Below are 11,820 nucleotides of genomic sequence, written 5' to 3' on the forward strand. Positions count from 1 at the left end.
GGCGAAAAGTCGAAAGGGGCACGATATGCGGATATCCGACAGGTTGGCCACATTGGTGAGCGATGGCGACGGCTGGGGCGTGTTCTACAAGGCGCGCGCCCTGGTGGCCGAAGGCGTGGCGGTCACCGAGCTGACGATCGGCGAACATGACATCCCCACCCATCCCCGCATCCTCGAGGAAATGCACCGCGCGGCGCGGGGCGGCCATACCGGCTATGCCGCCGTGCCCGGCACCGATGCGCTGCGCGACAAGGTGGCGGCGCATGTCACCGAGCGCAGCGGCGTGCCCACCGGGCGCGGCAATGTGCTGATCACCCCGGGCGGACAATCCGGGCTGTTCGCGGCGCATATGCTGGCCTGCGCGCCGGGCGACCGGGGGCTGTTCATCGATCCCTATTACGCCACCTACCCCGGCACCATCCGCGCCGCCGGCGCCCTGCCGGTGCCGGTCGCGGCGCGTGCCGAGGATGGGTTCCAGCCCGATCCGGCGCGGATCGCGGCGTCGGCGGCGGGCGCGACCTCGCTGCTGATCAACACCCCCAACAATCCCACCGGCATCCTCTATGACCGCGACCGGCTGCAAGGGCTGGTCGATCTGACGCGCACGCGCGGTCTCTGGCTGATCTCGGACGAGGTCTATGACACCATGGTCTGGGACGGCCGGCACCTGAGCCCGCGCGCCCTGCCCGGTGCGCGCGATCACACGCTGGTGGTGGGCTCGATGTCGAAGAGCCACGCCATGACCGGCAGCCGCATCGGCTGGGTGATCGGCCCGGAGCCGGCGATCTCGGCGCTGATCGACCTGGCGACCCACACCACCTATGGCGTGCCGGGATATATCCAGGATGCGGCGCTTTTCGCGCTCGACGAAGGCGCCTGGCTGGAAGAGGAAATCGCCGCGCCCTTCCGCCGCCGCCGCGATCTGGCGGCGGGGATTGTCGCCGGTTGTCCGGTGGTGCAGAGCGCCCCGGCGCAGGGCGCGATGTACCTGATGCTCGACATCCGCCGCACCGGGCTCTCCGGGCTGGGGTTTGCCGAGGCGCTGCTCGACCGGCACCGCATTGCCGTCATGCCCGGCGAAAGCTTTGGCCGCGCCGCGGCCGGCCATGTGCGGGTGGCCCTGACGGTCGAGGATGCGGCGCTGGCCCGGGCGCTCGACGTGCTGCTGCGCTTTGCCGAAGACCTTTGCCGGGAGGCGGCGGAATGAGCAATCCGGTCAGTTCGATCCGCAATCTCGGCCCGGCGATGGAGGCGGCCTGCGCCCGCGCCGGCATCACCAGCGCCGACGCGCTGCGCGCGCTGGGGGCGGATGCGGCTTATGGCAAGCTGATCGCCAGCGGCATGCGCCCGCATTTCATCGGCTATTACGTGCTGGTGATGGGGCTTCAGGGGCGGCCGTGGAACGATTGCCAGGGCGCGGAGAAACAGGCGCTGCGCCAACGTTTCGACGCGCTCAAGGCGGCACACAGGCCCGCCAGGGCCCCTAGCGGCATCGAGCGCATCCTGGACGAGATCGGCGTGGTCGAGGCGGCGCGACGGTGAAGTCCTGCGGGCCCGCGGTTCGAGGGGCCTTGGCCGAAAAGGCCCCGGCGCGGGGGCCGGGGCGGGTCAGGCGGGGAGTTTCATCCGGGCAAAGGCCCAGGCGGCGGCCATGTGGGTGATGGCAAACCGCGGCGTTCCCAGCGCGGCGTCGAGCTCTTCCGGAGTGGCGAAGCTCACTTCCATCTCTTCGAGATCGCCGGGGTCGGGTTCGGCCACCTTTTCGCAGTTGAGGGCCAGGAAATAGCTGCCCGAACAGCCGCGCTGGTTGCCGTTGTCGACGTAAGTGCCCATCGGGATGAAGGCCCCGGCCCGATAGCCGGTTTCCTCCATCAGCTCTCGGCGGCCGGCCGTTTCCGGGTCTTCGCCCGCGTCGACGAAACCGCCGGGAAAGGTGATCGAGACGCAGCGCGGTCCATGCTTGTATTGCTCTAGGATCAGGATGCGGCCCTCGGGTGTGACCGGCACGACCGAAACGAAGGGACGCAGGTGGACCTGATAGAAATCATCGACCCGACGGCCATCCGGCAGTTCGACCGTCTCGCGCGCGACCTTGAGATACGGCGCGGCCTCGAAGACGATGTCCTTGCGGAGGGTTTTCCAATGCCTGTCAGCCATGTCCGGCGTCGCCCTGTGATTGTCTGAACGTCTTGAAACGGAAAACGCCGCCCCGGGACCGGGGCGGCAGCATTCATCGGGTCGGCGCGGACGGCTCAGCCGACCAGTTCGAGGCCCGAGAAGAAATAGGCGATCTCGACCGCGGCGGTTTCCGGCGCGTCGGAGCCGTGCACCGAGTTCTCGCCCACGGATTCGGCAAACTCGGCGCGCACGGTGCCCGGCGCCGCATCGGCGGGGTTGGTGGCGCCCATCACTTCGCGGTTCTTCTGGATGGCGTTGTCGCCTTCGAGCACCTGCACCACCACCGGCTCGGAGGCCATGAACGCGCAGAGTTCGTCGTAGAAGGGACGCTCGGCGTGCACTTCGTAGAACTTGCCGGCCTGGGCCTTGGTCAGCTGAATGCGCTTCTGCGCGACGATGCGCAGGCCGGCGTCCTCGAACTTGGCATTGATCTTGCCGGTGAGGTTGCGGCGGGTGGCATCGGGTTTGATGATGCTGAGCGTGCGTTGGGTTGCCATCGGGCGGTCTCCTGTTTGAGACCGGGGATATGCGCCCCGGCCGGTCTGAAATCGGGCGTGCGATAGCACGGGGGCTGCGGCATGGGAAGGGGGCTTTGCCCCCTCGGCCTGCGGCCTCACCCCCAGGAATATTTTCGGCCAGAAGAAGGGCCGGAGGTGGCTGGTGTGTGGGGCCCGGCTCTGCTAGAGCGCGGCCATGCTGACGATTGATGACATCTCCTATTCGGTGGAAGGGCGCCTGCTGCTTGACGGCGCCAGCGCGCGGATCCCCGCCGGCCACAAGGTCGGGCTGATCGGCCGCAACGGCACCGGCAAGACCACGCTGTTCCGGCTGATCCGCGGCGAGCTGGCGCTGGAAGGCGGGGCGATCACCCTGCCCCAGCGCGCCCGCATCGGCGGCGTGGCCCAGGAGGTGCCGGCCAACGAGGTGTCCCTGCTCGACACCGTGCTGGCCGCCGACACCGAGCGGGCGGCGCTGATGGCCGAGGCGGAGGAGGCCGTGGACGCCACCCGCATCGCCGAGGTCCAGACCCGGCTGGCCGATATCGACGCCTGGAGCGCCGAGGCGCGGGCCTCGTCGATCCTCAAGGGCCTGGGGTTCGACGATGCCGAGCAGCTGATGCCCTGTTCGGCCTTTTCCGGCGGTTGGCGGATGCGGGTGGCACTGGCCGGCGTGCTCTTTGCCCAGCCCGACCTGCTCTTGCTCGACGAGCCGACCAACTATCTCGACCTCGAGGGCGCGCTCTGGCTGGAGAGCTATCTGGCGAAATATCCGCATACGGTGATCATCATCAGCCACGACCGCGGGCTATTGAACCGTGCCGTGGGCGCGATCCTGCATCTCGAAGATCGCCAGCTGACCTTCTACCAGGGCCCCTATGACCAGTTTGCCCGCCAGCGCGCCGAACAGCGTGCGGTACAGGCCTCGATGGCCAAGAAACAGCAGGCCCGGGTGGCGCATCTGCAAAGCTTTGTCGACCGGTTCCGCGCCAAGGCCTCGAAGGCCAAACAGGCGCAGGCGCGGCTGAAGATGATCGAGAAGATCGATCTGGTGGCGGCGCCGGAAGAGGTGGCGCGCCGGGTCTTCACCTTTCCGCAGCCCGAGGAGCTGTCGCCGCCGATCATCTCGATCGAGGGTGGCGAGACCGGCTATGACGACAAGCCGGTGCTGCGTGGGCTGAACCTGCGGATCGACCATGACGACCGCATCGCGCTCCTGGGCAAGAACGGCCAGGGCAAATCGACCCTGTCGAAGCTCCTGTCGGACCGGCTGCCGCTGATGGCGGGCAAGATGACCCGCTCGGCCAAGCTGCGGATCGGCTATTTCGCCCAGCACCAGGTCGACGAGCTGCATATCGACGAGACGCCGTTGCAACACCTGCAACGCGAGCGGCCCGAGACCCAGCAATCGAAGCTCCGGGCGCAGCTGGCCGGGTTCGGCCTGGGCGCCGATCAGGCCGAGACCGAGGTCGGCCGGCTGTCGGGCGGGCAGAAGGCGCGGCTCTCGCTGCTCTTGGCGACGCTCGACGCGCCGCATCTCCTGATCCTCGACGAACCGACCAACCACCTCGATATCGAGAGCCGCGAGGCGCTGGTCGAGGCGCTGACCGCCTATGGCGGCGCGGTGATCCTGGTCAGCCACGACATGCATCTGCTGTCGATGGTGGCCGACCGGCTCTGGCTGGTGTCGGATGGCGGGGTGAAACCCTTCGACGACGATCTCGAGGCCTATCGCAAGCTGCTGCTCTCCTCGGACAAGCCGGCGAAATCCGACAAGCCCAAACCGGCGAAGAAGGACGAGGCGCCGCGCCGCGCCACCCGCGAGAAGCTGATGGCGCTGCGCGCCGAGGTGCGCAAATGCGAGGACCGGGTGGAGAAGATCACCGACATGCACGGCAAGCTGTCGCGCAAGCTGGCCGATCCGGCGATCTACGACGCGGCCAAGACCGCCGAGCTGGCCGAGTGGAACCGCAAGTTCGCCGAGGTCGAGGAAGGGCTGAAGCGCGCCGAGGCGCTGTGGATGGCGGCGCTGGAGAAGCTGGAGAAAGTTGGCGGCTGAGCCTCACGCGGCGCGCCCCGGGCCTGACCCGGGGCCCCGCCCTCAAGCTGCCCTGTCGTGGCGATCCTGTCGCGGCACCCGCCGTGCCTGTCGTCTTCGCCCCTTGCCAAACCGCGCGCGCCGTGCTGCCTAGGGGCATGGACAGCGCCTTTCTCATCTCCGCCTTTGTCACGCTTTTCGTGGTGATCGATCCCGTCGGGCTGTCGCCGCTCTTTGTGGCCATGACCTCGGGCATGTCGCCCCGCGCCAGACGCGCCATCGCGGTGCGGGCCTGCGTGGTGGCGGTGGCGATCCTGGCGCTGTTCGGCGCTTTGGGGGAATCGGTGCTGGGCTTCATCGGCATCTCGATGCCCGCCTTCCGCATTGCCGGCGGGCTGCTGTTGTTTCTCACCGCGCTCGACATGCTGTTCGAGCGCCGCACCAAGCGCCGCGAGGACCGCGCCGAGGAGGCCGAGGACGAAGACGACGATCATGATCCGTCGGTCTTTCCGCTGGCGATCCCCCTGCTCGCCGGGCCCGGCTCGATCGCCTCGATGATCCTGCTGACCGGTGCGCGGCCGGGGATCGAGGGCTATCTCTGGGTGACTGGCGTGATGATAGCGGTGGTGGCCATCGCCTTCCTGCTGTTTCTGGCGTCGGGGCTGCTCGAGCGCGGACTGGGGCGCACCGGCATCGTGGTGGTGACGCGGCTCTTGGGCATGCTGCTGGCGGCGCTGGCGGTGCAATTCGTGCTCGACGGGCTGCGCGATTACGGGCTGGCCACCGGGCTGGCCTCGTAAAGCCGGCCCGCCCACCCTATGTCAGGGACAAAGGAGAGCGCGCATGTCGGCCATGGACACCGGACAATTGATCTATCTCGTGATGCTGCTGGCTGCGGTGGTGTTCTGGTTTGTGGTGGCAAACCGGAATTCGATGGGCAAGGTGATGCAGCATGCCGCGCTCTGGGGGCTGATTTTCCTTGGCGCGATCGCGGCCGTCGGGCTCTGGGGCGATATCCGTCAGACGGTGGTGCCGCGGCAGGCGGTGTTTTCCGATCAGGGCCGGATCGAGGTGCCGCGCAGCCCCGACGGGCATTACTACCTGACGCTCGATGTCAACGGCCATCCGACCCGCTTTGTCGTCGACACCGGCGCCACGTCGATTGTCCTGCTGGAGGCGGATGCCCGGGCGGCGGGGATCGATCCGGCGCGGCTGAACTATTCCGGCACCGCGATGACCGCCAATGGCGCGGTGCGCACGGCGCGTGTGGTGCTGGACGAAATCGGGTTTGAAGAGATGACCGACCGGCGGGTGACCGCCTTTGTCAACGAAGGTGAAATGGCCGAGAGCCTGCTCGGCATGTCATATCTGCAACGCTTTGACCGGCTCGAGATCTCGGGCGGGCGGCTCATTCTGGAACGTTGAGGCCCGACAGCGCGGTCTCGAGGTCGTCGGCCCAGCCTTCGGCCAGCGGCAGAAGCTGATTTTCGGCGCGCAGCGCGGTGACAATGGCCAGCGCCTCGGTCAGATACGCGCGCGGGGTCGCGCCGCTCCGGGCCAGGTTGGACAGGGTCAGCGCGATGTCGTGGCGCCATCTGGCATTGGCCGGGTCGCGCTGCACCAGATCGCGCTGAATGGTCAACGCTTCGGCAAAGGCCTGCCGGGCTGCCGCCGCATCGCCCTGCCCCAGCGCGACCGAACCGAGATTGCCGTGGCTGTAGGCCAGATCCTGCCGCCAGAGCAGATTGTCGGGGTTCGCCGCCAGCAGTGCCGCGCGCAGGTCGCGGGCGGCGCCGAACGAGGCTGCGGCGGCGGCCAGATCGCCGCCGGTCTGCGCCAGCCCGCCCAGCCGGTCATGGCTGATGGCCAAGCTGCGCTGCCAGGCACGATTGTCCGGATCCTGCGCCAGAAGCGCCGTCGTCAGCCGCAGGCTCTCTTCGAAGGCCCGGCGCGCACCGGAGAGATCGCCGGAATTCCAGAGCGCCAGGCCCAGGAAATCGTGGCTGACCGCCAGATCGCTCTGCCAGACCGTATGCGCCGGGTTCTGCGCCACCAGGGCGCGCATCGGCGCCAGCCCCGCGCGAAAGGCATCCCCGGCTGCCTGCGGATCGCCCTGCGCCAGCGCCGCCTGCCCGATCTTGTTGTAGGTGATGGAAATATCGCGGCCCAGCCCGGCATTGGCGGCCGTCAGCGGCAGGAGCCGCGCCAGCGCGCGGTCATAGGCGCCACGCGCCGCCGCCGCGTCGCCCAGCGCCAGCGTGATATCGCCGGCCAGGTTGTGGCTGATCGCCAGGTCGCGCTGCCATTGCGCATTGCCGGGGTCGCGCGCCGCCAGGCTCTCGCGCCCGGCAAGCGCGGCCGAATAAGCGGCCTGCGCCCCGGCCAGATCGCCCAGGCGTTGCAACACGTTGCCGTATTTCTCGAAAGCGATCGCCAGATCGCGTTTCAGCTCGGTATTGCCGGTATCCTGCCGCGCCAGAAGGCGCGAAAGCTCGAGCGCGGCCGCATACTGGGTCTGCGCCCCGGCCAGATCGCCCTGCGCCAGCGCGAGGTCGCCAAGCCGGGTGCGCAGGATCGAGATGTCGCGTTGCCAGAGCGGCTCGTCCGGCTGGGCGGCGCGCAACCCTTCGAAGAGCGCAAGCGCGCGGTGGTAACCCGCCGCCGCCGATGCCGTTTCGCCCAGCGCTTCGGACACATCCGCCAGCCGCCGATGCGACAGGCCGAGACCGCGCTGCCAGGCGGTATTGGCCGGGTCTTGCGTCACCAGTGCCTCGGAAATCCGTAGCGCGGCGGCGAAGGCCTCGCGCGCCTCGGCCAGCGCGCCGAGATCGAGGCGGATCTGCCCCAGCCGCTCCTGCGAGATCGCGAGATCGCTCTGATACGACAGCCTATCCGGCGCGGCGGCGGCGACAGCGGCAATCACTGTCAGCGCCGCGTCGTACAGCGCGCCGGCCCCGGTCATGTCGCCGGAAAACCGCGCGACGTCGCCCAGACCGTTCTGCGCCACCCAAACCGCACGTTGCCGGGAAATATCCTCGGGCGCGGCGGCGCGGCGGGCCTCGGCCGCCGCCAGGCTCTGCCGAAACGCCTGGCCGGCGCCGACCAGATCGCCGGTGGTCATCAGCAGGCGGCCCAGTTGATCGGTGACCAGCCGAAGCTGGTCCGGCGTCTCGCCGCTCAGCGCCTGCGCCTCGGCAAACAGCGCGGCGGCGCGGCGGTAATCGGCAATCGCCAGATCACGGCGCAGATCGGCCTCGGCGGCGCGGGCGTTGAGACTGTGGGTTTCGGCCTCGGACAGCGTCCTGACGAGGTAGTTTTCCCGCAGCGCATCACGCGACCGGCTGTCGATCTCGGCCGCCTCGGTGAGACGCGCGCGGGCGGTCTCGAAGGCGCCGAGTTCGAGCTGGCGCTCGGCCTCCTGCCGCAGCGCGGTAACCGCCGGATCGTCCGACGCCAGGGTCGCCATATCCCGGCGCAACTCGGTAAAGGCCAGGGCGGCGGCGGTCAGTTCGGCGGTCTGGTCGTTCGAAGGACGCCGCGCCAGATCGGCCGAGAGAAAGGCGCCATACAATGGCGCCAGCGGCATGTCGTTTTCCGCCGCGATGCGCTCGATCAGGCCGCGGTGGGCCGGTTGCAGCCCGGCCATGGCCAGCAGCAGCGACTCGCGTTCGGGCAGATCGGTGGTGCCGCCGGCAAAGACCATAGCCGGCAGGCCGCTTTCGACATAGGGCAGCTGCTTGCCCCGGGTGCGGTCATAGACGTCCTGCTGCACCAGCGTCAGCACCTGGCGAATTTCCAGCCCCGGCGTCTCCAGGTGCCGGCTCAGCGCCTCGGTAAAGGGCGAGTTGTTGCCGGTGCCATCCGCCGCCGCCTGCCCCGGCGCGGCGGAAAAGGCATAGAGCAGGTTGTCGGCCCGCCCGAGCCGCGCCATCCCGGGGCTGACCTCGGGGCGCCGCGCCAGGCTCATCGCACCGCGCCCGGTGCCGCCGAAGGGATCAGTGCGGCAGGCATCGACGATCAGAAGCCCAACCGGCGCCACCCCTTGCAGCACCGCCGCCACCTCGTCGAGCGGCACGCCGCCGGCGCGCAGCGCATCGAGGTTGTCGGCGGGGGCATCGACCGGCAGGAGCAGGTTCTGCCCCGCCACCTCCATGCCGTGGCCGGCAAAGAACACCAGCGCCACATCCGCGCCCGCCGCGTCATACGCGAAATCCTCGATCGCGCGGCGCATCCGGCCCAGGTCGCGGTTGGTCTCGGTATAGACCTCGAAGCCGAGGGCGATCAGCCGGTCCTCGATGGTGCGGGCATCGTTGACGGGGTTTTGCAGCGGCCGCAGCGCCTCGTATCGTTCCGCCGCAAGCACCAGCGCGGCCCGGGTTTCGGCCCAGGCAAACCCCGGCAGGACCAGCAAGAGAATCGACAAAAGAACACGCATGCCGCAGGGTAACCCGAGGGGCGTGGCGCTCAAATGATTTCTGCCGTCATCGAGGGCCCCGGCGACAGGGGAAGGACGGGTCATGAAACTGGGTGCATTTTCGGTGAGCCTCGCGGTCCGCGATCTGGCGGCGTCGCAGGTGTTTTACGAAAAGTTGGGGTTTTCGGCGGCCGGCGGGGAGGCCGAGCACGGCTACCTGATCATGCGGAACGAGGACGCCGTGATCGGCCTGTTCCAGGGGATGTTCGAGCGCAATATCCTGACCTTCAACCCCGGCTGGGATCAGGCGGCGCAGCCGGTGGCGGGCTTTGCCGACGTGCGGTCCTTGCAGGCCGAGTTGCAGGCGGCGGGGCTGAGCTTTGCGCAGCAGGCGGATCCCGAGGGCACCGGGCCGGCAAGTTTCATGGTGATCGATCCCGACGGCAACCCGGTGCTGGTGGACCAGCACATCTGAGCGAGGCGCCGGACCGGCGGCCGCCCGTCGTGCCAGAGGCCTGCCCGCTTGGTGCGGGCCTCTCCCCGTCCCGGGCCCGCCCCGGGGCCTCGCGGTCACCACGGCAGGGCCCCGGATCGAAGTCCGGGGCGCGCGGGTTTGCATCGCCGCCCGCGACAGGCTCGGTCAGCCGCTTTCCGCCTTCTTTTCCCAGCGGCCCGAGGCCTCCGACCAGTATTGCGCCGCGCAGCCCGCCCCCGTCAGCGCCTTCCACTGGTCACGCGCCCGGTCCACCGCCTGCGGATCGCCGCCATCGAACAGCACGCAGACCCGTTCCAGCGCCCCCACCTCCTCGGGCGAGACCTCGGCGCCATCCACCGTCATCAGGCATTGCGGATCGTTGCCCGCCGCCCCCGAGGTCAGCAGCACCGGTTGCAGAGCATCATGCGGCCCGCCGGCGCGGCCATGCGGCAGAAAGCTGTCGTCGGCCCCCTGCCAGAGCCGCTCGTCCAGCCAGTCGAGCCGTCCCTCGTCGGTGCCGCGCACCGCGACGCGCCAGCCGGCACCGCGGGCCTTTTCCAGCAGCATCGGCAAGGTCGCCTCGAGCGGCCGCTGCGTCAGGTGATAGAAGAACGCGGCGCCCAAGGCTCAGCCTTTCTCGAACCGGTCGCGCACCAGCCGGTCCAGCGCCATGACGCCCCAGCCCGTCGCGCCCTTGGGCGCCAGGTCGGTGTCCTTGGCGACCTGGGCCACACCGGCGATGTCGAGATGGATCCAGGGCGTCTCTTCCTTGACGAAGCGCTTGAGGAACTGCGCCGCGGTGATCGACCCGGCCGGCCGGCCGCCGACGTTCTTCATGTCGGCCTTCTGGCTCTTGAGCTGGTCGTCGTAGCTCTGGCCCAGCGGCAAACGCCAGGCGCCCTCGCATTCCGCCTCGGCCGATTTCAGGAAGTCGTTGCACAGGCTGTCGTTGTTCGAGAACACCCCGGCATTGTCATGGCCCAGCGCGATGATCACCGCCCCGGTCAGGGTCGCCAGATCGATCATCCCGGCCGGCTGGAAGGTTTCCTGCGCGTACCACATCACGTCGCAGAGCACCAAACGGCCCTCGGCGTCGGTGTTGATCACCTCGACGGTGTCGCCCTTCATGCTCTTGACGATATCGCCCGGCCGGGTGGCATTGCCTGAAGGCATGTTCTCGACGAGCCCCACCAGACCCACCACATTGGCCGGCGCCTTGCGCAGCGCCAGGGCCTTCATCACGCCGGAGACGACGCCGGCGCCGCCCATGTCCATCGTCATGTCTTCCATGCCGGCCGCCGGTTTCAACGAGATGCCGCCGGTGTCAAAGACCACGCCCTTGCCGACCAGGGCCAAAGGCGCCGTGTCCTGCGCGCCGCCCATCCATTTCATCACCACCACCTTGGAGGGGCTGTCGGAGCCCTGCCCAACGGCCAGGAGCGCGCCCATGCCCAGCTCGGCCAGCCGGTCCTCGTCGAGCACCTCGACCTCGACCCCCAGACCGCGCAACGCCTCGAGCCTCGTGGCGAACTCGGTGGTGGTCAGCACATTGGCCGGCTCGCTCACCAGATCGCGGGTAAAGAAGACCCCCTCGGCCACCGCCGCCATCGGGGTGAACTCCCCCTCCAGCTCGTCCGATTTCGAACACATGACGGTCAGGCTGGCTTCGCGCGGGGCGTCCTTGCCGGTCTTGTGATCGGCGAAGTCATAGCCGCGCAACGCCAGGCCCATGGCCAGATCGGCCATCTTGGCCCGGCCCCCGGCAAGAAGCAGAAGATCGGCCTCGCCGCGCGCCCGGGCCAGCGCCGCCCCGGCCTTGCGCGCGGTGGCCACGTCGGGGCGACGCGGCAGCTTGATCACATCGACCGCTTCGGCCTCCATCCCGGTGGGCGACGCCAGCGACTTGAGATCGCCGGGCTTCATGTCGGCAAAGGCGCGGCTTTCGGCAAATCGGTTCAGCGCCTGCCGCATCAGCCGGTTGACCCGCCGCGCGCCGGGATCGAGCCGGCCCTCCTCGTCCAGGATCACGGCCACCCGCCCGGGCGCGGTGGCCACAAGGTCCAGGTCGGTCTCGGCAAAGGTGATCTTGGCGGGGCTGGTCATGGTCAGGTCTCCGGAGAACATTAACATTACGGTGAGTGCCACTAGTCCTAGTGCGCGGACCCCCGCTGAACCACCCCTTTATGTGTGCGCGCTGCCAATATCCAGTTTTCCCTAG

At 68.9% G+C, this 11,820-nt stretch carries 11 protein-coding genes; 6 read left to right on the forward strand and 5 right to left on the reverse strand.

The window, feature by feature from the left end; all coding sequences use genetic code 11:
* Positions 1-25: 25 nt before the first annotated feature.
* The gene (locus AC0J5K_RS10135; protein ID WP_074834995.1) at positions 26-1,207 is read left to right on the forward strand and encodes a pyridoxal phosphate-dependent aminotransferase; all 1,182 of its coding nucleotides are present in this window, start codon (positions 26-28) and stop codon (positions 1,205-1,207) included.
* A complete protein-coding gene (locus AC0J5K_RS10140) occupies positions 1,204-1,542 on the forward strand; it encodes a TfoX/Sxy family DNA transformation protein (protein WP_274563069.1) in 339 nt (112 codons plus the stop codon). Before AC0J5K_RS10135 ends, AC0J5K_RS10140 begins: the two co-directional genes overlap by 4 nt.
* Positions 1,543-1,608: 66 nt before the next feature.
* On the opposite strand, the gene AC0J5K_RS10145 is transcribed toward AC0J5K_RS10140, so the two are convergent.
* Positions 1,609-2,157, reverse strand: a complete 549-nt coding sequence (locus tag AC0J5K_RS10145) for an NUDIX hydrolase (RefSeq protein ID WP_274563067.1) — start codon at positions 2,155-2,157, stop codon at positions 1,609-1,611.
* A gap of 95 nt (positions 2,158-2,252) precedes the next feature.
* Positions 2,253-2,675, reverse strand: coding sequence for a nucleoside-diphosphate kinase (ndk, locus tag AC0J5K_RS10150; RefSeq protein ID WP_074834999.1), 423 nt, complete (start codon positions 2,673-2,675; stop codon positions 2,253-2,255).
* Positions 2,676-2,871: 196 nt separating this feature from the next.
* Here ndk and AC0J5K_RS10155 point away from each other — a divergent pair, with 196 nt between their 5' ends.
* From AC0J5K_RS10155 to AC0J5K_RS10165, 3 genes are all read left to right on the forward strand, one after another.
* Positions 2,872-4,734, forward strand: a complete 1,863-nt coding sequence (locus tag AC0J5K_RS10155) for an ABC-F family ATP-binding cassette domain-containing protein (RefSeq protein ID WP_074835001.1) — start codon at positions 2,872-2,874, stop codon at positions 4,732-4,734.
* A 137-nt stretch (positions 4,735-4,871) separates the two neighbouring features.
* Positions 4,872-5,513, forward strand: coding sequence for a MarC family protein (locus AC0J5K_RS10160; RefSeq protein WP_074835002.1), 642 nt, complete (start codon positions 4,872-4,874; stop codon positions 5,511-5,513).
* A gap of 43 nt (positions 5,514-5,556) precedes the next feature.
* Positions 5,557-6,138, forward strand: a complete 582-nt coding sequence (locus AC0J5K_RS10165) for a retropepsin-like aspartic protease family protein (protein ID WP_048531152.1) — start codon at positions 5,557-5,559, stop codon at positions 6,136-6,138.
* On the opposite strand, the gene AC0J5K_RS10170 is transcribed toward AC0J5K_RS10165, so the two are convergent.
* Positions 6,122-9,148: a caspase family protein gene (locus AC0J5K_RS10170; RefSeq protein ID WP_274563059.1), complete on the reverse strand. Its 3,027-nt coding sequence runs from the start codon at positions 9,146-9,148 to the stop codon at positions 6,122-6,124. The two genes, AC0J5K_RS10165 and AC0J5K_RS10170, sit on opposite strands and share 17 nt — an antisense overlap.
* An 82-nt stretch (positions 9,149-9,230) precedes the next feature.
* Between AC0J5K_RS10170 and AC0J5K_RS10175 the strand changes: the two genes are divergently transcribed.
* Positions 9,231-9,602: a VOC family protein gene (locus AC0J5K_RS10175; RefSeq protein ID WP_274563057.1), complete on the forward strand. Its 372-nt coding sequence runs from the start codon at positions 9,231-9,233 to the stop codon at positions 9,600-9,602.
* 165 nt (positions 9,603-9,767) lie between these two features.
* Here AC0J5K_RS10175 and AC0J5K_RS10180 read toward each other — a convergent pair whose 3' ends face one another.
* Both AC0J5K_RS10180 and AC0J5K_RS10185 read right to left on the reverse strand, forming a co-directional pair.
* The gene (locus AC0J5K_RS10180) at positions 9,768-10,226 is read right to left on the reverse strand and encodes a DNA polymerase III subunit chi (RefSeq protein WP_274563055.1); all 459 of its coding nucleotides are present in this window, start codon (positions 10,224-10,226) and stop codon (positions 9,768-9,770) included.
* Between the two features lie 3 nt (positions 10,227-10,229).
* Positions 10,230-11,705 (reverse strand): leucyl aminopeptidase, encoded by a 1,476-nt coding sequence (locus tag AC0J5K_RS10185; RefSeq protein WP_074835009.1) that lies wholly within the window; start codon positions 11,703-11,705, stop codon positions 10,230-10,232.
* Positions 11,706-11,820 lie beyond the last annotated feature (115 nt).

The organism is Marinovum sp. E3 (assembly GCF_055755275.1).